General features: G+C 73.3%; 22 protein-coding genes and 1 riboswitch. Of the genes, 9 read left to right on the forward strand and 13 right to left on the reverse strand.

The features are described 5' to 3' along the window. Nucleotides 1–78: 78 nt before the first annotated feature. The 3 genes from ACI79L_RS13080 to ACI79L_RS13090 all read right to left on the reverse strand — a co-directional run bounded on the left by ACI79L_RS13080 (nucleotide 79) and on the right by ACI79L_RS13090 (nucleotide 2,682). Nucleotides 79–1,599, reverse strand: coding sequence for an amino acid permease (locus ACI79L_RS13080; RefSeq protein WP_456937202.1), 1,521 nt, complete (start codon nucleotides 1,597–1,599; stop codon nucleotides 79–81). Between the two features lie 138 nt (nucleotides 1,600–1,737). After that, nucleotides 1,738–2,307: a hypothetical protein gene (locus ACI79L_RS13085; protein WP_456937203.1), complete on the reverse strand. Its 570-nt coding sequence runs from the start codon at nucleotides 2,305–2,307 to the stop codon at nucleotides 1,738–1,740. 216 nt (nucleotides 2,308–2,523) lie between these two features. Then, a complete protein-coding gene (locus ACI79L_RS13090) occupies nucleotides 2,524–2,682 on the reverse strand; it encodes a hypothetical protein (protein WP_456937204.1) in 159 nt (52 codons plus the stop codon). Between the two features lie 376 nt (nucleotides 2,683–3,058). Then, nucleotides 3,059–3,192, forward strand: a riboswitch (cyclic di-AMP (ydaO/yuaA leader). A gap of 12 nt (nucleotides 3,193–3,204) precedes the next feature. Between ACI79L_RS13090 and ACI79L_RS13095 the strand changes: the two genes are divergently transcribed. The 3 genes from ACI79L_RS13095 (at nucleotide 3,205) to ACI79L_RS13105 (ending at nucleotide 5,939) form a co-directional block, all read left to right on the forward strand. Next, complete coding sequence (locus ACI79L_RS13095) at nucleotides 3,205–3,717, forward strand: C40 family peptidase (protein ID WP_456937205.1); 513 nt, start codon at nucleotides 3,205–3,207, stop codon at nucleotides 3,715–3,717. A gap of 70 nt (nucleotides 3,718–3,787) precedes the next feature. Beyond that, nucleotides 3,788–4,714, forward strand: coding sequence for a carbohydrate kinase family protein (locus tag ACI79L_RS13100; protein WP_456937206.1), 927 nt, complete (start codon nucleotides 3,788–3,790; stop codon nucleotides 4,712–4,714). A 49-nt stretch (nucleotides 4,715–4,763) separates the two neighbouring features. After that, entirely contained in the window at nucleotides 4,764–5,939 is a 1,176-nt protein-coding gene (locus tag ACI79L_RS13105; RefSeq protein WP_456937207.1) for a DUF222 domain-containing protein, read from the forward strand. Between the two features lies 1 nt (nucleotide 5,940). Here ACI79L_RS13105 and ACI79L_RS13110 read toward each other — a convergent pair whose 3' ends face one another. The 3 genes from ACI79L_RS13110 to ACI79L_RS13120 form a co-directional block, all read right to left on the reverse strand. Next, nucleotides 5,941–6,876: a PGN_0703 family putative restriction endonuclease gene (locus ACI79L_RS13110; protein WP_456937208.1), complete on the reverse strand. Its 936-nt coding sequence runs from the start codon at nucleotides 6,874–6,876 to the stop codon at nucleotides 5,941–5,943. Between the two features lie 4 nt (nucleotides 6,877–6,880). Beyond that, on the reverse strand, nucleotides 6,881–7,468 hold the full coding sequence (locus tag ACI79L_RS13115; protein WP_456937209.1) for an SHOCT domain-containing protein: 588 nt from the start codon (nucleotides 7,466–7,468) through the stop codon (nucleotides 6,881–6,883). 166 nt (nucleotides 7,469–7,634) lie between these two features. After that, nucleotides 7,635–7,814, reverse strand: coding sequence for a hypothetical protein (locus ACI79L_RS13120; protein WP_456937210.1), 180 nt, complete (start codon nucleotides 7,812–7,814; stop codon nucleotides 7,635–7,637). Nucleotides 7,815–7,949: 135 nt separating this feature from the next. On the opposite strand from ACI79L_RS13120, the gene ACI79L_RS13125 reads away from it, so the two are divergent. Then, nucleotides 7,950–9,020: a hypothetical protein gene (locus ACI79L_RS13125; protein WP_456937211.1), complete on the forward strand. Its 1,071-nt coding sequence runs from the start codon at nucleotides 7,950–7,952 to the stop codon at nucleotides 9,018–9,020. A 12-nt stretch (nucleotides 9,021–9,032) separates the two neighbouring features. On the opposite strand, the gene ACI79L_RS13130 is transcribed toward ACI79L_RS13125, so the two are convergent. Continuing rightward, nucleotides 9,033–12,308, reverse strand: a complete 3,276-nt coding sequence (locus ACI79L_RS13130; protein WP_456937212.1) for a TM0106 family RecB-like putative nuclease — start codon at nucleotides 12,306–12,308, stop codon at nucleotides 9,033–9,035. A gap of 124 nt (nucleotides 12,309–12,432) precedes the next feature. Between ACI79L_RS13130 and ACI79L_RS13135 the strand changes: the two genes are divergently transcribed. Further along, nucleotides 12,433–13,833 carry an ADP-ribosylglycohydrolase family protein gene (locus ACI79L_RS13135; protein ID WP_456937213.1) on the forward strand — a complete coding sequence of 467 codons (1,401 nt, stop codon included), beginning with the start codon at nucleotides 12,433–12,435 and terminating at the stop codon, nucleotides 13,831–13,833. Here ACI79L_RS13135 and ACI79L_RS13140 read toward each other — a convergent pair whose 3' ends face one another. From ACI79L_RS13140 to ACI79L_RS13150, 3 genes are all read right to left on the reverse strand, one after another. Continuing rightward, nucleotides 13,834–14,427 carry a VOC family protein gene (locus tag ACI79L_RS13140; RefSeq protein WP_456937214.1) on the reverse strand — a complete coding sequence of 198 codons (594 nt, stop codon included), beginning with the start codon at nucleotides 14,425–14,427 and terminating at the stop codon, nucleotides 13,834–13,836. Nucleotides 14,428–14,581: 154 nt separating this feature from the next. Next, nucleotides 14,582–14,872, reverse strand: a complete 291-nt coding sequence (locus tag ACI79L_RS13145; RefSeq protein WP_456937215.1) for a type II toxin-antitoxin system RelE family toxin — start codon at nucleotides 14,870–14,872, stop codon at nucleotides 14,582–14,584. Next, on the reverse strand, nucleotides 14,869–15,141 hold the full coding sequence (locus ACI79L_RS13150) for a type II toxin-antitoxin system Phd/YefM family antitoxin (RefSeq protein WP_456937216.1): 273 nt from the start codon (nucleotides 15,139–15,141) through the stop codon (nucleotides 14,869–14,871). Before ACI79L_RS13150 ends, ACI79L_RS13145 begins: the two co-directional genes overlap by 4 nt. Nucleotides 15,142–15,261: 120 nt before the next feature. Here ACI79L_RS13150 and ACI79L_RS13155 point away from each other — a divergent pair, with 120 nt between their 5' ends. Next, nucleotides 15,262–15,633, forward strand: a complete 372-nt coding sequence (locus ACI79L_RS13155; RefSeq protein ID WP_456937217.1) for a DUF1330 domain-containing protein — start codon at nucleotides 15,262–15,264, stop codon at nucleotides 15,631–15,633. A 131-nt stretch (nucleotides 15,634–15,764) separates the two neighbouring features. After that, nucleotides 15,765–16,289 carry a tetratricopeptide repeat protein gene (locus ACI79L_RS13160; protein WP_456937218.1) on the forward strand — a complete coding sequence of 175 codons (525 nt, stop codon included), beginning with the start codon at nucleotides 15,765–15,767 and terminating at the stop codon, nucleotides 16,287–16,289. 63 nt (nucleotides 16,290–16,352) lie between these two features. Here the strand turns inward: ACI79L_RS13160 and ACI79L_RS13165 are convergent, their stop codons facing one another. Continuing rightward, the gene (locus ACI79L_RS13165; protein WP_456937219.1) at nucleotides 16,353–17,741 is read right to left on the reverse strand and encodes a DUF4407 domain-containing protein; all 1,389 of its coding nucleotides are present in this window, start codon (nucleotides 17,739–17,741) and stop codon (nucleotides 16,353–16,355) included. Between the two features lie 208 nt (nucleotides 17,742–17,949). On the opposite strand from ACI79L_RS13165, the gene ACI79L_RS13170 reads away from it, so the two are divergent. Continuing rightward, nucleotides 17,950–18,810: a trypsin-like serine protease gene (locus ACI79L_RS13170; protein ID WP_456937220.1), complete on the forward strand. Its 861-nt coding sequence runs from the start codon at nucleotides 17,950–17,952 to the stop codon at nucleotides 18,808–18,810. A 57-nt stretch (nucleotides 18,811–18,867) separates the two neighbouring features. On the opposite strand, the gene ACI79L_RS13175 is transcribed toward ACI79L_RS13170, so the two are convergent. Beyond that, nucleotides 18,868–19,620, reverse strand: a complete 753-nt coding sequence (locus ACI79L_RS13175) for an endonuclease/exonuclease/phosphatase family protein (protein ID WP_456937221.1) — start codon at nucleotides 19,618–19,620, stop codon at nucleotides 18,868–18,870. A gap of 153 nt (nucleotides 19,621–19,773) precedes the next feature. On the opposite strand from ACI79L_RS13175, the gene ACI79L_RS13180 reads away from it, so the two are divergent. Next, the gene (locus ACI79L_RS13180; protein ID WP_456937222.1) at nucleotides 19,774–20,982 is read left to right on the forward strand and encodes a hypothetical protein; all 1,209 of its coding nucleotides are present in this window, start codon (nucleotides 19,774–19,776) and stop codon (nucleotides 20,980–20,982) included. A gap of 59 nt (nucleotides 20,983–21,041) precedes the next feature. On the opposite strand, the gene ACI79L_RS13185 is transcribed toward ACI79L_RS13180, so the two are convergent. Continuing rightward, the gene (locus tag ACI79L_RS13185; RefSeq protein ID WP_456937223.1) at nucleotides 21,042–22,142 is read right to left on the reverse strand and encodes a DUF475 domain-containing protein; all 1,101 of its coding nucleotides are present in this window, start codon (nucleotides 22,140–22,142) and stop codon (nucleotides 21,042–21,044) included. Nucleotides 22,143–22,182 lie beyond the last annotated feature (40 nt).

The raw sequence follows: 22,182 nt of genomic DNA on the forward strand, positions 1-22,182 counted from the left end.
ACCGGACGCCGACCGCCTGACCCCCGACTCGGTCGTGCTCTGCCCCCAGCTGGGGGCAGAGCACGACCGAGTCGGGGGTCAGGCGGTCGGCGTCCGGTCCGGCGCGGGCAGGTGGGCCGGGTCCTCCCCGGCCGGGCCGGCGTGCAGGCCGCCGGTCAGCGCGTACTCCTCCTCCGGCGACAGGACGAGGCGGTGCCGGCCGACGAGCGCGAACGCGGCCAGCCCGAGCGCGAAGACCACGGCGATGGCGACGATGGCCGGCCGGTAGCCGGGGTTGAGGACGACGCCGACGAAGACCAGCGCCGCGACCAGCCCGGCGAACACCGCGCCCGGGACGCCGTAGGGGCTGCGGTAGGGCCGGACCGCGTTCGGGAAGCGGCGGCGCAGCAGCACGAACGACACCATCTGCAGCACGTAGGCGATGACCGCGCCCCAGACGGCGATGTTGAGGACCACCGACCCCGCCGTCTCGCCGCCGAACTGGACCGCCAGCAGGGCCGCGAACCCGACCACCGCGCCGACCAGCAGCGCCGCCCACGGCGTCCTCCGGGTGCCGGTGAGCGAGAGGACCTTGGGGTAGTAGCCGGCCCGCGACAGCGAGTAGATGTTGCGGCCGTAGGCGTACATGATCCCCTGCAGCGAGGCGAGCAGGCCGAGCAGCGCGAACGCGCTGAGCACCGCGGCGACGTCGGCGTCCGGGAGGACCGCGCGGAACCCGTCGAGCAGCGGCTCGCCGGAGGTGCCGATGGCCGCCGCGCCCGTGACCGCCGGGTTGAGGACGACGACCACCGCGCCGCTGGCGACGAGGGTGAGCATCCCCCACAGGCCGGCGCGCGGGATGTCGCGGGCGGGGTCGTGGGACTCCTCGGCGGCCAGCGGGAGCTCCTCGATGCCGAGGAACAGCCACATGGCGAACGGCATCGCGAGGACGACGGCCCACCATCCGTGCGGCAGGAACGTCGAGTTGCCGGGGTCGGGCTCGACGTCGAACAGACTGCCGAGGTCGACGCTGCCGGAGAACAGCGCGGTGAGGGCGAACCCGGCGATGACCGCGAGGCTCGCGACGGCGACGACCAGGGCGAACCTGAACGAGATCTCGGCGCCGGCGACGTTCAGCGCGAGGAAGACGCCGTAGAGGATCACCCACCACACCCAGGCGGGCAGGGAGAGGCCGAACAGGGCGTCGGTGATGCCGTCGGCGTACTGGCCGGAGAAGTAGACGACGACGCCCGTCGTCGCGACGTACTCGATCGTCTCGGCGAGGCCGGTGACGAAGCCGCCCCACGGGCCCATCGCCGAGCGGGCGAAGGAGTAGGCGCCGCCGGTGTGCGGCATGGCCGCCGACATCTCGCTGATGCTCGCGACCATCGTGAAGTACATGGCCGTGACGACGACGCAGGCGAGCGCGAACCCGCCCCACCCGGCGCCGTCGATGCCGAGGTTCCAGCCGGAGAAGTCACCGCTGACGACGGCGGCCACGCCGAGGCCCCACAACCCCCAGACGCCGGCCGAGCGGGTGAGCCCGCGCTTGTCGAAGTAGCCGTCGTCGGCCTGGGCGTAGGTGACGCCGGAGGCGCCTCGGGTGGGACTGGTGGCCATCGGGTCTCCTCGGACCGGTGCGCGATGGCCGGGACGCTAGGGCGGGTGCGCGTCGTCCCCGTGGCGCCCGTGTTCCGATCACGGGTCGTTCCCGACCCGGTGTCCCGGCCGCCCCGCACGGGCGGCCGGGACGGCGGTTCAGGGGCAGGACTCCTCAAGCTTCACGACGCCGAGGTCGATCGTGCCCTCGGCCTCGCCGGTGACCCGCTGGCCGGCCGGGACGTTCTGCGTGCAGACCTTCCAGTTGGCGTCGAGCACCTGGTTGCGCCCGTAGAGCAGGTCGTGGGACAGGCTGAGGAAGACGCCGTTGGTCTGGATCAGGTCCTGGGCGTCCTGCAGGTTCATCCCGACCACCGACGGCATGGCGAAGTCGACCACCGGCGCGGCCGGCGTGGTCGGGGCCGCGGTGGTGCTCGGCGCGACCGCGGGCGGCGGGGCGCTGGAGACGGGCGGGACCGCCGGCTGGGGGCTGGGGGTCGCCGTCACGGTCTCGGTGACCGTGGTGGTGCTCGCGGCAGCGGTCGCCGGCTCGTCACCGCCACCGCCGAGCGCGGCACCGATGGTCCCCACGACGAGGACCAGCGCGAGGACGGCGAACCAGGGACGCAGGTAGACCGGCGTCTCCTTCCTCTCCGGAGGCGGGGGGAGGAAGCCGGGCAGCGGGCCCTGCGGTGGCTGCCACGGCTGGCCGGGCGGTGGTTGGGTCATGTGGGACACCCCGTCGTGCTGGAGGATCCCGCGGCGGCTCTGCTGTCGCGGGAGGAACCGCGGGAGCCTCACACGGCGGTGCAGGCTCCTCGGGGACTTCCGGGACGGCGTCGTCGCGGAACGGTCACGGGACGCCCCGGTCGCCCCGCGGGCACCCCCGGACACACCGCGGCCCCCGTCCCGGGTGGGGACGGGGGCCGCGGTCGGGAGTGCGGGTCAGTGGCCGCGACCGGCCTGACCCTTGCCGCCCTTCGCGTTCTTGGCCTGGAAGTCGCGGACGAACTGCTTGATCTTGGCCTGGTTCTGCGGCTTCTGGAGTTCCTGGACGACCTTGGCGGCGACGCCCGAGGCGATCAGCTTCCTCATCATGCCCATGGGGGGCTCCCTCCTCTCGACTGCTTGTTCCGGTGCCCCGACAACGGGCGACGCAACCGTCGCGATCCCGGGCCCTTCCCCCGATCCGGTCGTGGTGGGCCGCTGACGGGCTGTGCGGGCGCACCGCCGCGTCCTTTCTCGTGCGCCCCGGCGTGTCGCCGTCGGCGAGTCGGGGCGGCGCGCCGGGAACACGGGCACCTCCGCAGGTGACGAAGGCGATTCGCATCCGCGGCCCACGTCAAGTCGGCGTGTCGCTCCCGGGCGTGGCGCGGATGCGGTCCGGTTGAGCACAGCAACACCCCTCCCTACCGTCGTCGCGGTCCGGCCGGGGCCCTTCGCCACCTCCCGTGTGACACCCCGCCGGACACGCCGAACCAGGCGGCCGGCACCCAGCCGGCACCCGGGCCGGGGACCCACCTGAGCACTGGGGTGAAGCGCGCTCCGTCGCGCCGGGCGACTCCTCCGTCCGAACCCGTCAGCTAACCCGGTAGGCGGTCGCGGAGAACAGGAGAACCGTCGTCGATGACGACTGCACGCACGTCCACCGCCCGTCGCTCGTTCCGCGGCATCGCCGTCGCGGCCATCGCCGGAGCCGGCATCGCCCTCTCACCCCTCCCGGCGTCGGCCTCCACGGGCGGCGGGGGTACCGGGACGGTCGCCGCCGCGCCGGCGCCCGCCCCCAACGGCGCGGCCCAGACCGCCGTCGACACCGCCCTCGCGCAGGTCGGTGACCGCTACGTCTACGGCGCCACCGGTCCCGACAGCTTCGACTGCTCGGGCCTGACCAGTTACGCCTACAAGGCGGCGGGGGTCTCGATCCCGCGCACCTCGAAGGCCCAGTCGACGTTCGGCACCCCGGTGGCGAAGGCCGACCTCGAGCCGGGTGACCTGGTGTTCTTCTACAGCCCCGTGTCGCACGTGGGCATGTACATCGGCAACGGCCAGATGGTCCACTCCTCGACCGCCGGCAAGCCGGTGGCCGTGGTCGACCTCGACTCGATGCCCAGCTACTCGGGCGCCCGCCGCGTCGCCTGACGCAGGGAACGGTGTCCCCGGCCGGCTCGCCCGGCCGGGGACACCGCCCGCCGGTCCTACCCTCCCCCCGGTGACCTCCGCCGTCCCCGCCTGGCCGCGGCCGGCCGGCTCCGGACCGGTGGTGGCGGTGGGCAAGCTGGTCGCCGACCAGCTGCTCCCGCTGTCCGCGCCGCTGGTGGTCGGCGGTCAGCAGCGGGTCGAGCGGACGACGACGGCCGGCGGCGCCCCCGCCAACGTCACCGTCGGCGTGGCTCGTCTCGGTGCGCCGGCGCGGCTCGCGGGCTGGGCCGGCAAGGACCCGCTCGCCGACGGGCTGCTGGCGGGTCTCGCGGCGCGCGGCGTCGAGCTGGCGGTGGTCCGCCGCGGCCGCACGCCGCTGGCGACGGTGCTCGTGCACCCCGACGGCGAGCGCACGGTGCTGACCGACCGCGGCGAGGGCGGGCTGGAGCCGGCCGACGTCCGTCCGGAGTGGTTCGCCGGCGCGGCCGTCGTCCACCTCGACGGCTACGACCTGCTGCGCTTCCCCGACGCGGTGCGGGCCGCGGCCGACACGGCGCACGACCTCGGGGTGCCGGTGAGCGCGGACGTCGCCGCGGCCGCCCGGATCTCGGCTCACGGCGAGGGCGCCTACGTCGACCTGCTCACCGGGCTGCGTCCGGACGTGCTCTGCTGCAACGCCGCCGAGGCCACGGTCCTGGGTCTGGACGGCGACCTCCCCGCCTGGGCGCCACCGCTGGTGCTGGTCCACGCCGGTGCTCGTCCGACGCGGGTCGTCACGGCGGAGGGCACAGTGGAGGTCCCGGTGGAGCCGCTGCCGGCGGGCGGACCGCGCGATACGACCGGTTGCGGGGATGCGTTCGCGGCCGGGCTGCTGACCGGCTGGCGCGCAGGTGTACCCGTGCTGGACGCCGTCTTGACCGGTCACGCGGCGGCCGCCGTGGTGGCCGGGGTCGTCGGCGGCCAGCCGCCGCTCCCTCCACCGTCGACGAGCTTTTGACCTGCGCATTCACCTGGCGTCAGGCTGTTCGTTCGGCTAGACTTCGTACATGTGTTCGAGTGAACAGGGCGGCGGTGACGTCCTCAACGACGTCGCCGCGCTGGTCGCCGAGCGCAACCGGATCGACGCCCGGCTGGCCCGCGCGGTCCGCGCCGCGGAGCTGTCCCAGGCGCCCGAGCGGGACGGGCAGAGGTCGATGACCTCCTGGCTGCGCGGGCACTGCCGGCTCTCGACGGCAGAGGCCGCGCGACTGGTGCGCAACGGCCGGGCACTGGAGCACTTGCCGGCGCTGGCCGAGGCCCACGAGGCGGGTCTGGTGTCCGCCGAGCAGGTCGCGGTGGCCGCCCGCGCCGTGACCCCCGAGCGGCTGGCCTCAGCTCTCGAGCAGGGCGTGGACCTGCCGGTGATCGACGCGGTGCTCACCGGCGTGGCGGTCGAGCGGGAGCACGCCGACCTCGTCCAGGTGGTGCAGCACTACGTCAACGACCTCGACCCCGACGGGCCGGAACCCGACCCCACCGAGGGCCGTTCACTGACATTGTCCCGGCACGCCGACGGCAGCCTGTCCCTCCGCGGGCACCTCGACGCGGTCGGCGGGGAGAAGCTGCAGACCGCACTCGAAGCCCACGTGCAGGCCGACCGGCCCGCCGGGGACGAGCGCACCCGCGCCCAGCGCCTCGGCGACGCCCTCGTCCAGGTGGCCGACAATGCGCTGGCGTCCGGGTCGCTGCCGCAGCTGCGCGGGCACAAGCCGCAGATCGCCGTCGTGATCGACGTCGAGGACCTGGTCGACCCGCACGGGAGCCCGAACGCCGGGCGGATGGAGTTCGGCGCGACCATCTCCGCCGCGAGAGCCCGGTGGCTGGCCTGCGACGGCGCGGTGTCCCGGGTGGTGTTCGGCCCCGACGGCGCCCCGCTGAACCTCGGCCGCGAGCAGCGGCTGATGAGCCGGCACATCCGCAAGGCAGCCGAACTCCGCGACGGCGGCTGCGTGTTCGCCGGCTGCGGCGCCCCGACCTGGTGGTGCGACGTCCACCACCTGGTCCACTGGATCGACGGGGGCGACACCTCGCTGGAGAACTCAGCCCTGTTGTGCGAACGCCACCACACCAAGGTCCACCACGGTTTCCGCGTCGAACGACAACCCGACGGCCGATGGCACACCTACCGGCCCGACGGCACCGAAATCACCACCCCCGCACTCCTGCTCTCCCCCGCCGCCTGACTCAGGGCAGGTAGCGGCGGCGGAAGAGCGCTGCCCAGTCACTCAGCGCCGGCACCGCAGCGGCGGCGTCCGCGAGGTCACCGTGCCCGCGGAAGAGGACCCGCGTCGGCAGGGCACCGCGATCGGCGTCGATCCGGCTCACCACGTCCCGGGCGCCTTGATCGTCGTCACGGGCGAGGACCAGGGTGATCGCCGCGTCCCACGCCGGACCACCCGCGGAGCCGCCTCGGCGCACGCTCTCGGTGAGCAGCACGTTCCGCAGCAACTGCCGTGTCGGGTACTCGCCGAGGCGGTCGAAGGCGTCGTCGGCCATGCTGAACTGCTCGCAGTGCCGACGGTAGTTGGCGTCCTTCCCGCGGCGCCGCTTGTCCTTCTCCGGACCGGGGTCCCGGCTGAAGCTGTCCACGTACTTGGTCTCGACGGCGACGAGGAGGCTCCGGCCGTCGGCCAGCCGGGCAGCCAGCACGGCGTCGAAGGCGGACCCGTCCCCCAGGTGCTCGTACGGGGTCGGCGCCCACTCGCACTCGATGCCGTCGATGACGCGGTTGCCGACCTCGACCCTGTCGAAGCCCGTCACCGGCAGGTCCAGGAGACGACTGATGACGGCCGCGGCCTCGTCGCGGTGGGCGCGCAGGTGGCCGAAGACGCTGAACGCCAGCGGCATCGAGCTGAGCATGTTGGTGAACAGCCGTGAGCGCTCGAGCTGACCGCCCTCACCGCGCACGACCTCGGCGCGTGCGCGCGCGTACCGCGCCGCCTCGGGCGAGAGGAAGTTGCGGTCGCCGTCCTCCTCGCGCAGGTAGTTCCCGAGCGGCAGCTCCTTCCGCGTGCCGGCCGGCAGGCCGAGCACCTGCTCGCGGAAGTCCGACTGCCGCCGCCGTTCCCGTCGGGTGACCGGGTCGTCCGATCGGACGGTGGAGATGGCGCTGTCCGTCACGACGTCAGATCCGCGCCAGGAGTTCGGACTTCTTGGCCTCGAAGTCCGCGATGGTGATGACGCCCGCGTCCCGCAGCTCAGCCAGCTGGCGCAGTTGCTCGACGATCGCGGGGAAGCCGCCGTCACCAGTGGGACCCGGCTGCGGAGCAGGGGCAGGCGCCTGCTTGACGAGCGGGTCCGCTGGAGCAGCCGGCGCCGGCGGCATGAGCAACGCACTGACCGCGGCGCGCACCCGCTCGGCGAAGCCACCGCCGTCCGCCTTCTGCACGGAGGCGAAGACGACCTTCTGCCCCCTCGCGTGCAGGGTCAGCTTGCCGGTCAGTACGGCCGGGTCCCACAGGATCGACGCGACCTGCAGCAGGGGGTACTCCTCGACGGCCGAGCCGGCCCATCCGTCGCGGACGAACAGCAGACGACGGTCGGTGAGCACGAGCAGGCCCTGCCCCGAGCCGAGCATGGCGCCGACGAGGGCCTCGACCCGCTCGCCCGGCCACACGTGACCCGCGAGTGCGCGGATCTCCTTCTTCACGCCCAGCGTCGACGAGACGCGCGCCGCCGCCGCAGCGATGTCGGGACGTAGTTGCTCGCCCATGGTGCTCCTGTCCAGCGTCCGGCCCGCGTGGGCGCGGGCTCCGGACGACGGTAGGGACGGATCCACGGGTGCCGTGGGACCTGGGGGCCCGACCCGGCACGTCTCCCCCGGCCGTCTCAGTCGTCCCGTGCGGAACCGCCGGGGGGCAGGTGATCTCCGCGTCGGTTCAGTACCGGACGCCGAGGTGCCGCTCGGCGCAGGTCGTGCACAGTCCGGTGATATCGTACGCGCGGGCGTTGACCTGGCGGCGGCCCGGGCACCTCGACCAGGCGCTGCCCAGCGCCCGCACCAGCACGTCGGGCGCGACCCCGAGCAAGGCAGCGAGTTCCTGCGGTCCGTCGTCCACGCGACTCCCTCCCGTCCTCCCGAGGCGACCGGCCCATCGTGCGACCCGCTGCATCCGCCTCCGCTAGCGGGCGGCGTCAGGACGTCATCGGCGCGTGAGCCCTGTCCCGGTCCCGACACGTGCGAGTGTCGGTACGTGGCCGTGACAGACAAGACGACCGACGTCCTCGTCCGCACCGCGGGAGGCGCCTGGCAGCGGCCGACCGGCGAGGGCTACGTCAACGAGTACGAACTGCAGCAGGTCCTCGGCGAGCAGCCCAGCCTGATCGAGGGCGTCAGCGCTGATGCGGTGGCCGTACGGGAGTTCAGCACCGGTGTAGGACCGGCTGACCTCGTCGTCGTCGACAGGGACGGGACCGTCACCGTCGTCGAGTGCAAGCTGGCTCGCAACCAGGAGATCCGGCGCACGATCATGGGGCAGGTGCTCGACTACGCGTCCAGCCTCGCCGAGATGACGCCGGACGACTTCGTCCGCCAGTGGACTGCCCAGGGCGGGTCGCCGCTCGACGCCCTCTTCGAGCAGGCGCCCGAGGGCCGGGAGTCCCTGACGACCAACCTGCGCGCCGGCGTGTTCACGCTCGTCCTCGCCGTCGACACGATCAACGACGACCTACGGCGCATCGTGCGGTACCTGAACACCCACACCTCCGCGGGCATGCGGCTGCTGGCCATCGAGTTACGCCGTGTCACCCACGGGCAGACGGAGATCCTCATCCCCACCGTGTACGGGTCCGAGTCGGCCGACGACAAGAACGCGCGGCGCAGCACCGGCACCACAGTCCGATGGACTCATGCCGACGTCGACGTCTTCCTCCGCGAGCGCGACCCTGCGCTGGCGGATGCCGTGGCTTCGTTCGAGACGGAACTCGCTGCTGCGGGGTTCCGGGTGAAGGGCGGAGGCGCGGGCATCTTCCCCAGCTACTCGATCTGCGGCACGACGGCGTCCGGGAGCGAGGTCGCGCCCTTCAGCGTCTACTGCGGTGACAGCAGGTCGACCCTGGGCCTCAACTTCGAGTACGTCAGTGCCGCCACGGTCGAGGGTCGACAGCGGTTTCTGCAGGAGCTCGCCGCATCAATCCCGACGGTGAAGGCTCCTGCCATCGAGGCCGCCCGGTACCAGAAGCGGCCGAGCGTCCTCCTGGACCTGGTCCTCGACCGCGGGACGCGCACTCACCTGGTCGCCGCGGCCGCCAACCTGCTCACCTGATCCCGCAGCTGCTCAGGGCCACTGTGCCATCTCGGCCAGCCGGCACAGGGCGTTGACCTGGCGCAGCTGCTCGGGCGTGCGGACCTGGGCGTCGAGCAGCAGCGGGCTCATCACCACCACCGCCAGCGCCTTCGCCCGCGACACCGCCACGTTGAGCCGGTTGAGGTCGTACAGGAACGACACCCCGCGCGGCGCCTCGTCGGCCGACGTCGACGTCGTCGAGTAGACGACGACCGGCGCCTCCTGCCCCTGGAACCGGTCGACCGTGCCCACCCGCGCGCCGTCGGGCAGCCGCGAGCGGATCAGCGCCACCTGGTTGTTGTACGGCGCGACGACGAGCACGTCGTCCGGGCCGATCGGCCGCTCGGCACCCTCGGCGTCCACCCAGCCGACGCCCTGCAGCGACTCCCAGACGGCGGCCACCTCGGCCGCCTCCTCCGTCGACGACGCCGAGGCGGCCAGGGTGTGCGACACGAACCGCACCGCCAGCCCGGCCCCCGACACCAGGCCACCCGGCCGGACGGTGATCCGCTCCCGCAGCGCCGCCGACTCCAGCCGGCCCTCGTACGCCAGGTCGGACACGAACGCGGTCAGCGCCGGGTGCATCCGGTAGGTCGTGTCGAGGAAGACGCCCCGGCCGACCGGCACCGTCGGGTGCCCCTCGAGCAGGTGCTCCAGCGCGGACAGCCCCGAGTCGCCGGGGTGCACGGCCTGGGTCGGCTGGGCGAGCTGCTGCGGGTCGCCGAGCAGCACGAGCGACTTCGCCGCCCGCGCCACCGCCAGGGCGTTGGCCAGCGCGAACTGGCCGGCCTCGTCGACGACGAGCACGTCGACGGCCTCGGCGAGGTCGGGCTGGGTCCAGAACCACGCCGTCCCGCCGACCAGCGACACGTCGCCGTCGAGCAGCCGCGACGCGACCTCCTTGCCGTCCCGCGACCACTCCACGCCCGGCGCGCCGCAGGCCTGCTTCTCCTCGCACTTCTGCAGCGCGGGCCGGCCGACGGCGGACAGCACGTTGCCGATGACGGCGTGCGAGGTCGCCGTGACGCCGACCTTCTTGCCGGCGTCCAGCAGCGCCCGGATCAGCCGCGACGCCGCCCGCGTCTTGCCGCTGCCGGGCGGACCCTGCACGGCCAGCACCTCGCCGTCGAGCCGCAGACCGAGCCGGACGACGGCGTCGCCGGCCTCCTCCCCCGGCAGCCGCCGGCAGTCGGCGGGCACCCGCCGCTCGAGCAGCGCCTGCCCGAGGCAGTCGCGGCCGGCGAGCACGTCGAGCGCGGTCGCGGCGATCGCCTCGCGCATGCCCTTGTCGTCGATCGGCCCCTCCGGGCCGAGGGCGCGCGGCGTGGGTTCCTTCGTCGACTTGACGACGAGTCGACCCTCGACGGCGTCCAGCTCGCGGATCTCCCCGACCCGCGTGCGGGTGTCGACGTCGACCACCTTCGACCCGACCGACAGCTTCGTGTCCTGCGTCGGGAAGGAGAACGACCAGAGCTTCGAGCGCTTCTCGGTGCCGACCTCGACCGGCGCCGACAGCCCGCCGAGCACCGTGCCGTCCTCGACCAGCGCGGCGTCGTCGAGGTCCTTGCGGGCGAAGAACTCCCACCAGCCGGGGCGGGCCTCGCGGCGGTGCCACTGCACGAGATCGCCGAGCAGGCCGTGGCCGGCCGCCTGCAGCCGCTCGACCAGCGCGAGCTCCTCGGCCTCGGCCTCCGACCGCTCCGCCGGGCCGGTCGTCTCGGGCAGCATCGGCCGCGTCTGCCCGCCGCACTGCGCCTCGAGCTCGGCGCGCTGGCCCTCGAGCCAGTCGTGCAGCTCGCGGGTCGAGTCGACGTCGTCCTTGTTGTAGTCCTCGATGGCCTGCAGGCGGGCGTCGTCGCGGTCGGCGAGCCACTGCTCGTAGGCGATGACGCTGCTCATCGCGTCGGCGACGTCGCCGGTGTGCTGGCGGCCGTAGAACGCCTCGACCTTCTTGATCGAGTACGAGCCCTTGCTGATCCGCATCGACTGCTTGACGACCGGATAGAGGTCGACGAACCGCTCGGCGCGCAGCAGCTGGTCCAGCTCCGCCTCGCGGACGCCGTACCGGCCGGTGAGCCGCTTGAGCGCGCTGACCTCGTAGGCGGCGTAGTGGTAGACGTGCATGCCGGGGTCGGCGCGCCAGGCGTCCAGGACCAGGTCGATGAGGTCGGCGACCATCTGCTTCTCGGCGGCGGGGTCGTGCGCCCACAACGCGGTGAAGCTGCCGTCGCGCCGCCCGACGCCGGCCAGGTACTCCAGGCCCGCGCCGTCGGCGGAGTGCGGGTCGCCCTCGAAGTCGAGGTAGAGGTCGCCGGCGCTGGGCTCGGGCAGCCGCAGCAGGCCGTGGTCCTTCACCGGCGGAAGCAGGGTGCGGCTGGGGACGCCGGTGCGGCGCTCGTCGAGCTGCTGGCGCGCCTGCTCCTGCAGCCGGCTGCGGGTGGCCGCGCCGATGCGGGCGTGCTTGAGCGTCTCGGGCGTCGCCTCGGCGAGCTGCTCGAGCGTGGTGATCCCGGCGGCGCGCAGCGCGTCGCGGGTGTCGCGGCGCATGCCGGCGACGAGGGAGAGGTCGTCGGCCGCGGCCAGCTCTCCGTCGCACTTCGGCTTCCACGTGCACTGGCTGCAGTAGGGGCCGGGGACGGGCTCGGTGGCCGGCGGGTCGGCGACGAAGGCGGTCAGCCGGGCGCGGGCGCGGCGGGCGTAGGCGGCGACGTCGACCAGCCGCCACGGGTTGGTGACGCCGTCGCCGGTGACCACGCAGATCCGGTCGGGCTGCTTACCCTGCAGGACGGCGAGCCGCTCGGCGTAGGTGGCCATCTGCAGCAGCGCGGGCACCTTGACGCGGCGGGCGAGCTTGGCGTCGGCGACCTCGTACGACCAGGTCCCGAGGACCGAGGGGGTGGGCACCTTGAGGAGGAAGTCGGCCGCGCCGCCCCAGACGCCGTCGAAGAACGAGGCCTGCGAGATGACGTCGACGCCGGCGCGCATGGCCTGCAGCGTCATCGCCTCGGCCTCGCGGCGGCCGGCGGCGTCGAACCGCGCGGGGATGCGGACGACGCTGCGGCCCTCGGCCTCGAGCGCGTCGAGGTAGCGCATCTCGTGCTCGGTGCCGAGGTCGGCGATGAGCGCGGCGTGGTCGCCCGGGCCCTCGGCGAGCGGCTCGAGCCGGCCGTCGGCGACGGCGAGGTCGAGCGTCGTGAGGTGCGCGCAGGCCTGGTGGCGGGTCAGGTCGGTGGGGCTCAGGACCAGGGAGCCGTCGGTGCGGTACATCGAGACGGGACGGTCTCACGCGGGCTCCATGATCGGTGTCTTCCGCGCCGACCCCCTCCGCCTTTCGCGCGCGAAAGGCGGGCCGCGAGGCCGAGGGGACGACGGCGTCACGGAGACTGAGCGTGTGACTGCAGGACTGCACCGCTCGCACCGGGTGGCGGGTGCGCTCGTCGGGTCGGCGGTGGGTGACGCGCTGGGTGCGCCGTTCGAGTTCGGCCCGGCCGGTGCGTTCTCCGCCCGCTTCCCCTCCGACGCGCGGGGGGCCGCCACCGAGATGTGCGGCGGCGGGTCGCTGGGGTGGGCGCCGGGCGAGTTCACCGACGACACCCAGATGGCGCTGCTGGTGGCGCAGTCGCTGGTCGAGCGGGACGGGCTCGACGAGTCCGACGTCTTCGACCGGTTCGCGGCCTGGGCGGCGGCCGGCCCCCCGGACATCGGGGTGCAGACCCGGGCGGTGTTCGACTCGGGCCTGCCCTGGGACCGCGCCGCCGCCGGGCACTTCGCCCGCACGGGACGGGCGGCCGGCAACGGGTCACTGATGCGGACGACGCCCGCGGCGATCCGGTTCTCCCGGTCCGGCACCGACGCCACCGTCGACGCCGCCCGGCGGATCTCGGCACTCACCCACGGCGACCCGGCCGCCGGCGAGGGCTGCGCGGTCTTCCACGAGCTGATGCGGGTGGCGCTGGACGGCGGGGACCCGCTGGCCGCCGTCCCTGATGCCCTCGCGCTGGTCGACGTCGAGCACCGCGACCGGTGGGCCGCCGTCCTGGCGCCGGACTGGGAGCCGTCGATGGCGACCGAGTCCAACGGCGCGGTGTGGCCGACGCTCGGTCAGGCGCTGTGGGCGCTGCGCCGCGGGCGCGACTTCGCCGAGGTGCTGCGGCTGGTGGTCGACCTGGGCGGCGACACCGACACCGTCGCCTGCGTCACCGGCGGGCTGGCCGGCGCGGTGTACGGGATGGGCGGCATCCCGATGCGCTGGGCCTCGGTGGTGCACGGCCGGGTGCCCGGGCACGGGGACCGCGTGTGGCGGCTGCCCGACCTGCTGCCGCTGGCCGCCGCGCTCGACGGCAGGGAGTTCCACGGCGGCGAGACCGGCGTCATCCCGCGCATCGGCCCGGCGGAGGTGCTGCCCGGCATCTGGGCGGGCAACCTCGACGGCGCCCGGCACGCCGACGAGGACTTCGCCGTCATCAGCCTGTGCCGGCTGGCCGAGCCGTTCCCGCACGCGGTGCACCGGATGGCGCACATCGCCGACAACGGGCACAACGTCGACGTCGACGTCGTCCTGGCCGACGTCCTCGACGACCTCGCCGCGCTGCACGCCGAGGGCCACCGGGTGCTCGTGCACTGCCACGGCGGGGCGTCGCGGACCGGGCTGGTGCTGCGCGGCTGGCTGGTGCGCGAGGAGGGGATGTCGGTGGAGGAGGCGACGGCGCACGTCGCGGAGCGCTGGCCGCACCTCGGGCTGTGGAACGAGTCGTTCACCGCCGCCCTGGAGCGCCTGGCGGCTCAGCGGTAGTCAGAGGTCGGTGATCCGGAGGGCCAACAGGTCGGTCACCTCGACGGGTCGGCCGGCGTCGACGACCAGCTCCAGCCGGTGCCGGCCTGGGCGGTGCACGACGCGCGGACCGGCGTAGCGCGGGACGGCCGCCGCGGCGGGACCGGTGTGGTGCACGCACTGGAGCGCGCTCGCCGGCGCGGCGTCCGCGGCGGGCCGACGGGACGGGAGGTCGAGCACGAAGACCAGGGGTCGTTCGGGGTGGCGCTCGTCGTCGCGGTGCACCCAGATCGGGAAGCCGAGCTCGGCGTACTGCCAGTAGGCGGGTTCCTGCTCGGGAGCCAGCCGGCCGCGCAGACCGATACCGAACGGGCTGGCACCTGTCGTTGGCCAATCGGCCCGGCGGTCCAGCCGCAGGGGGTTGCCCCGGGCCTCGGCCCGGTCCTCGACCCACACCAGCTCCAGGTAGTGCCCGGCGAGGAGGAGCCGCCGGTTGCGGGTGCCCTGCCCGGGGTGCACGGTGCCGGCGTCGAGCTGCCAGCCGGCCGCGGTGAGCCGCTCGGCCCAGGCCTCCTCCGGGCTGGCCATGCAGAGCACGTGGTCGAGCTCGAGCACCCCTCCAGTGTCGCGCCGCTCCGCAGGGATGAGCCATCCCTCACGGACGACGGCCTCGCGCCGCTCCTGCAGCAGGCGCCAGGTCGTCGTCGTGGCACCTGACGCCGACCAACCCCGTCCGCCGGACGCTGAGGCGTGGATCAGATCCTCGGCGTCAGTCCGTGCCGGACGGCGCGGGAGGTCCGTAGACGTCGGAGCGGTGCGCGATCCGCACCACCAGGATCTGCCGATCGGCCTCGTCGACCTCGATGAGCACCCGGTAGTCCCCTCGGCGGGCGCTGCGCAGCCCGGTCAGCTCCCCGGTCAGGGGCTTGCTGAGCCGCAGCGGGTTCTCGGGCAGGACGACGGTGAGGAACTCGACGACGGCCATCGCCACCTTCGCGGGCAGGCGGCCGAGCGGGCGCCGCGCCGCCGAGGAGATCCGGAGCCCGTACGGAGCGGTCACCCGTCGAGGCCGAACTCGGCTCTCAGATCGTCGCCGGACGTCGTCTCCCCGCGCTCGCCCTCGGCACGGGCTCGCTCGACGTCCTCGCGGACGCCGGGCTGCGAGAGCCAGAACAGGGTCTCGTGCAGCGCGTCGAGGTCCTCCTTCGCCATCAGGACGGCGGCTTCCCGTCCGTGGCGGGTGATCGTGACGATCTCGTGGGTCTTCTCCGCTGCCTCGACCAGCGCCGACAACCGGTCCTTGGCCTCGCTGAGCGGGATGGTCGCCATGGCGCCATGTTAGCCCGGATTCTGGCCAGAACGCGGTGACACCCGCCCGAGCGGACCCGACGCACGGCCCGTTCACTTCCGCAGAAGTGCACGCGAGGTCGGCCTTGTTAGCGTCGCGACATGGCCGTTGACCCGCGTGGAGCCGACCTCAAGCGCTACCTCCAGGAGGACCCGGGCGGGCCGGTCGTGATGCTCAACCTGCTCCGCTTCGCCGAGGGCGGTCGGGAGTCGTATGACCGGTACGCGCAGGCGCTGTCGGAGACCTTCCTCCCCCGCTACGGCGGCGAGGTGCTCTACGCCGGGGACGGCGGCACCCCGCTGGTGGCCGAGCAGGGCCAGGACTGGGACGCCGTGCTGCTGGTCCGCTATCCGTCTCGCGAGGCGTTCAGCCGCATGGTCGCCGACCCCGAGTACCAGCAGGTCACGCACCTGCGCACGCAGGCGCTGACCGAGGCGGTGCTGCAGCCGACGACCTCCTGGGTGCGCGACTGAGCACTCCGCCGGGCCCGTGGCCCGCCGGCCGCCCGACGATGTGCGCTGAGGGCCCATCCGCCGGTCAGGAATGCGCCCTCAGCGCACATCGTCCGGTGAGGCAGGGCCCCTCCCGGTCCTGGGGTCGGTTCATGCGGAGACCGCCTACGGAGGACGACCTCGACGCGACGTTCTTCCCCGGACAGACGCCGGAGCAGAGCCGCGCGATAGCCCGGCAGCTCACCCGGGTCGGGGACGGGCACGAGGCGCTGCGGGTAGCCCGTCGCGCCGTCGCAACCGGCGAGCCGGTCCTGCCCGACGTCCGCTGCTTCCTGCACCACGCCCTGCTGGAGGTCGGCGACGTCGACACCGCCCGCGAGCTGGCCGGCCAGGTGCGCCGGGAACCGCCGGCCGACGTCGACGTCTACCTGTTGCTGGGCGAGGACTACGAGGTGGACGGCGATCTGCGCGAGGCGCACCGCTGGCTGACGCTGGGCGTCCGGCGGGCGCTGGAAGACGTGGTGGACGTCCACGACGCCTCGGAGGACCAGGTCCTGCGCCAGGCCGCCCACCTCCTGGTCGCCCGGAGACGGGTCCGCCGGCAACTGGACATGCCGGCCGACGAGTGGGACGAGCTGGCTCCCGTGCCACCCGGCCTCGACCAGTCGCTCGACTGACCTCAGACTGCCGGGACGAGGATCCGAGCTGACGGCAGCGGGCCCCAGGTCGTCGTCACGGCGTCAGACGGTGGTCCGGTTGGCCGGACGGCGGGGCGGGCGGATGGTGCGCGCGGCCGAGCGGGCCAGGCGGATCGGGCCGGTGTCCCAGATCTTCTGCACCGGCTCGTCGACCGGACCCGCCGGCTGCGGCACCGGGCGGGCGGCCTCCTCGGCCTCCACCTGCGCCTGGGCGAGCGTGGCCAGGTGGCGGGCGCGGATGGCGGCCTTCTGCCGGTCCAGCCGCTCCTGCTCGGCCATGACCAGCATCTCCTCCTTGGCCTCGGCCACGGTGCGCCGCGACTGCTGCTGCATCTCCTCGATGTCGACGTCGCCGCTGTCGCGCAGCGCCGCGAGCTTGTCGTAGGCGGTCGGCGGACCGAAGTTGAGCAGCACCTTCATGAGCACCGGCAGGATCTCGACGCACATGAACAGCAGCGACAGCATGAACTTCGCCGCGGCGAGCGTGGCGTTGCGGTCGCTGAGCCGGTCGAGCGCCTCCAGCCGCAGCAGGATGCCGCCGGAGCCCTCGTTGGTGGCGTCGAACGCGGCCTGCAGCCGGTCCAGCTCGACGGTCATCCGGGCCAGCTCCGCCTGGTCGGTGGCGAGAGAGGCGGCGGCGAGGTCGGCACTGCGCGACTCGGCGTCGGACGCCGCGTCCTGCGCGTCGTCGAGCGCCGCACGGGCCGAGGCGACGACGCCGGCCTGCGCGTCGGCGGCCGCGCGGGCCTGCACGTAGGCGTCGCCGGTGCCGGGGTCGCCGGTGCCGCAGGTGCCGTCGAGCTCGCACTGGGCGCGCGCCTCGAGGTCGCGCTGGGTGGCGAGGGCGGCGTCGTAGGCGGACTGCTTGGCCGCAACGTCGGCCTGCACGGCGGCCAGCGCCGGGTCGGCCTGCCCGCCGGTGGCGACGACGTCCTGCCCCTGCGTCACCCGCTCCTGCAGCTCGTCGAGGCCGGCGAAGCGCGCGTCGGACCCCAGCGACTGCCGGTACGCGTCCGCGGCCTCGGCCTGCATGACGGTGATCTCGGCGTCGATCTCCTTGTGGAACACCTGCAGCGTCAGGGGCGTCGCGACGACGACCCCGAGGATCAGCGCCAGCCCCACGCGCGGGACGGCGAGGGCGAGGTTCCGCTTGAGCGAGGCGTCGTGCGCCATGCCGACGAGCAGCATCCGGTCGAGGTTGACCACGACGGCGCCCCAGCCGAGGCCCAGCACCAGCGCGAACGGCCACCAGACGCCGAGGGCCATGTGCAGCGCGAACGACGCCGAGGCGACGGCGAGGCCGCCGGTGCTGAGCAGGACCCCGCCGAGCGCGGCGAACCGCGGACGCGCGCCGGGCGCCGCCTCGAGCAGGTCGGGCCGCGCGCCGCCGAGGACCGCGAGGCGGTCCTGGAGCCGTCGTCGTCCAGCCATGTCGTGCACTCCCCGAGCGCCGGGGGTCGTGGTTCGTCCGCCGCTCCCCTGCCCCATCGGCAGTCGGCGCACGGGGCGGGACGCCGTCGTCACACCTGCCCCACGTGACCGAACGGAATGGTCCGGCTCCGCTCTGGCGTGTCGTTAGTCACTCTGTCTAACGTCTCGGCACCGGTACTGGACCGGCACGGAACCGAGGGAGATCCGGATGCGGAAGACCGTCACGACGGTGGCACTGGCGTCGGCGATGCTGCTGACCGGAGGGACCGCCGCGCAGGCGATCACGGGCAACTTCACCGACGACCACGAGCACGACTACGTGGGCCTCGCCGTCTTCTACAACGCGGACGGCACCCCCTCGCACCGCTGCTCGGGCACCCTGCTGACCGACACGGTCTTCCTGACGGCCGGTCACTGCGTGACGCTCGACGACGAGGGCACTCTGGCGGCCAGCGCGCGCGTGTACTTCGAGCAGGATGTCGCGGCCGACGTGCCGGGCTACCCGACCACCGGCGGCGTGACGTCGGATGAGCTCTACTCGTACGGCTACGAGGGCCTGGGCAACATCCCGGAGACCAAGGACGCCGGCGTGCTGATCCTCGACGCCCCGGTGCAGTCGGTGTACCCGGAGATCGACGAGTACGCCTCGCTGGCCACCGCCGGCTTCCTCGACGACTACAAGGCGAACCACCCGGGCAACTCGGCCACCACGACCCTCTCGGGCTACGGCGTGCAGGAGAGCAACGGCAGCCAGACCAAGCAGGTCGCCTACCGGGAGCGGCTGACCGCCGAGAGCTTCATCATCGGGCTGAACGGCACCAACGCCGGCGGCTACAACGTGAAGCTGTCGACCAACCCGGGCAACGGCCGCGGCGGCACGTGCTTCGGCGACTCCGGCGGCCCGGTCCTGGTCGGTGACACGGTGACCGCGGTCAACTCGTTCGTCATGAACGGCGCCTGCGCCGGCACGGGCTTCGGCTACCGGGTCGACCAGGAGGCGTTCCTCACCTGGTTCGAGGGGATCGTCGGCGAGGACGCGTGGAACGACATCGACCACGTCACCCTCTGACGCGCACCTGACGAGGCCGTCCCGTCGTGGCACATCGCCGCGGCGGGACGGCCTCCGTCATGTTCCCAGCAGGTTGACGACGGTGGTGTAGGCGGCATGGTCACCTAGCGACTCACCCGCCCGCTCCGGTCTGTGGAGTTGCACCTGTTCTGTCATGAAGTGGGAACTGACTGCGACATGGTCGATCGCATGGCCCTGGTGTTTGCGGTCAGACAATCCAGCGGTCACCACCGTCAGGCCGAGCGTCTCGAGTGCCGTGTGGAGTTCAGCCGCTCCGGCGACTTGCCCGTGCATGTATGGCCGAACGAGCTCCTGATTGAAGTCACCTCCCCAAATGAGAGGTTCATCCTTGGACTCCCGCTCGTCCGCGATGCGAGCGACGTGGTGCTTGAGGACGAAGCGGAACTGTTCACTATGACTGCCGGTCAACCTCCCCCAGTCCTTGTCGGCCCCCCTGTACGGCAGGACGGAGCAGGCGGCGAGAGCGGACCGCCCGCCCATCCGGACCCGAGAGAGCACGAGGCTCTCCTCTCCTGGATGGTCTGGGTCGCCCTTCGTCCGAAGTTCCCCGGTCGGCAGCGTCGTCTGGATGGCCGCCCACCTCAATGACTCTGGTCCAATGCCGCGCTTGAGCGAAGTGAAGACCTGAACCAAGGGGCTGACTGGAGCGACCTGCGACCTCCACTCCGTACTCGTCTCGGTCAACAACCAAAGATCAGCGGGCTGTTCGTGCAGCCAAGCCGCTTTCCTCTTCCATAGTTCCGTCGGCGACTGCGCGCGGAGAAACAGGTTCCAGGTGCCGATACGCACGGGGCTCCTCGTCAGTAGGACGGCGTCTCGACAACCCTGACGTTCGCGAGTACCGGAACGGGGCTGCCGCGCGGGAAGCCGGACGCAAGGGGCCCGCAAGCGCGGCGGCCGAGGGTGCGGGCACCAGCCCACACACCCCAGGAGCACCCCCCCATGCGCTCGTCCCGTCCCGGCGCCGCCGCGCTGCTCGCCTCCGCCGTCCTCGCGGCCGGCTGCTCGACCTCCGTCGTCGGCGTCGCGGAGCCGGGCGGGCCGGCCGCCGCCGGACCGCTCAGCGAGGTCCTCGGCCAGGTGGAGGTCGACGCGGACGTCGAGGGGCACGTGCGCCTCTCCGACGTCGCCGCGACCCCGGACGGCGGCTTCGTCGTCCTCATGACCGGCGACCTGGCCAGCAACCACCGCAGCGTCCTGGTCGAGCTGGTCCCGGGCGGCGGCGGCCTGGTCGTCGGCGAGGTGACCGAGGGACCGCCCGCGCTCGACCTCGGCGAGGTGCACGTCGCGCCCGACGGCACGGTGGTCGCCCTCGTGCCGATCGTGCCCGCCGACACCAGCGGCGGCGGTCGCGAGCTGGACCTCGCCCTCGCCGTCCTCGAGCCGGGCAGCGACGAGCCGGACGTCCGGCGCATCGCCGCCGACGCCGAGCTCGGTACGCCCGACACCGGCACCGGCGTCCTCTCCCCCGACGGCACGACGCTGCACGCGAGCCTGCAGTGGTACGTCGACGGGGACACGGTCAGCCGGCTGGCCACCGTCGACGTCGCCACCGGCGAGGTCACCGCGAGCGCGCCGCTGCAGGTCGAGACGCCGGGCCAGGCGGTCGCGCGGGACGTCGCCCTGCGTCCCGACGGCGGCCTGGCGGCACTGGTGACCGTCGACCGCGATGCGGAGGGCGACGTCGACGGCGTCGTCCTGGCGCAGTACGACGCCGACCTGCTGCCCGCCGGCGATCCGGTGGAGCTGGTCGAGGAGCCGCAGAGCACCGGCTACGCCCTGGCCGTGCTGGCTGACGGGACCGCGGTCGCGTCGGTCGTCGCGGGCGAGTGGGACACCGGCGAGCCGCGGCTGGTGACCGTTCAGGACGGCGCCGTCCAGGCCACGGCGGTGCTGCCCGGCTCGGGTACCGACCTCGCCGTCGAGCCGGGCGGGCGGCACGTACACCTGGTCCACGGGCGGCCGGAGGCGGGCGTCGGCCTGACCACCGTCGAGCTCGCCACCGGGGGGACCGTCGCCGACGTCGCGCTGTGCCCGGCCGGGATCCCCGCGCCGCTCGCCCTCGCCGCGGACGGGCGCACGGTCGCCGTCACCGTCGCCTGCGAGCAGGACGAGAACCTCAGCGCCGACCTCGCCGTCCTCGTCGGCTGAGGACGCCGGTGCCCCGGCCGCGCGAGGCGGCCGGGGCACCGGGTCGTGCAGGAGCGGGGTCAGACCGAGACGGTCTCCCGCTCGGGCTGCGGGTCCTCGTCGGACGACGCCGCGGGGACCTCGCGGGCCTCCTCCCGCCGCTGCGCGACGACGCTGGCGACGACCGCCGCGACGATGAACAGCAGGCCGGTGAGGCCGGTGACGTACTCGCTGATGTGGAACCGCAGCTCGAGGATCATGATCGCGGCGAGCACGCCGATCGCCCACATCGCGCCGTGCTCGAGGTAGCGGTACTGCTCGAGCGTGCCGCGGTCGACCATGAAGATCGTCAGCGACCGCACCCAGAAGGCGCCGATGCCCAGGCCCAGGGCGATGATCAGGATGTCGCTGCTGATGGCGAACGCGCCGATGACGCCGTCGAAGCTGAACGACGCGTCGAGCACCTCGAGGTAGAGGAACGCCGCGAACCCGGCGCCGGCGACCGCCTTGGTGGCGGTGCCGGTGGCCGACGGCGTCGACTCCTCGTCCTCGTCGTCGTCGGACTCCATGAGCTCGTTGAGCCCGCCGATGAGCAGGTAGGTGAACAGGCCGGCGAGCCCGGAGAGCAGGACGGTGCCGTACTTGTCGTCGTCGGCGATCTGCGAGCCGACGTAGATGACCGCGAGCGCGATGACGATGGCGAGGTAGGGCAGCTTCCCGGCCTTGGCCAGCGGCTTCTCAAGCCAGGCGAGCCAGTGGACGTCGCGCTCCTCGTCGAAGGCGAAGTTCAAGAAGATCATCAGCAGGAAGATCCCGCCGAAGGTGTAGATCGCCTCGGCGGACGCCTCCACGTTCTCCGCGTAGGCCTCCTGGTCGGTCAGCGCCAGGTCCCAGACCTCGGGGATCGACAGCTGCGCCGTCACCGAGACGAGCAGGATCGGCAGCAGCAGCCGCATGCCGAACACGGCGATGAAGATGCCGACGTAGAGGAACAGCTTCCGCCACAGCGGGCTCATGTTCCGGAGGACCTTGGCGTTGACGACGGCGTTGTCGAATGACAGGCAGACCTCGAGCACGCCGAGCACGGCGACGGCGAGGAGCGCGGCGGGACCGCCGAAGAGCACGGCGGTGACGAGGGCGGCCGCCGTCAGGAAGACGGAGAAGCCGAAGTAGCGGATCAAGGGATGCCTTTCAGGTGACCACAGCGGAGGCGGTCGCGGG

The sequence above is a fragment of the Geodermatophilus sp. SYSU D00684 genome, assembly GCF_054050455.1.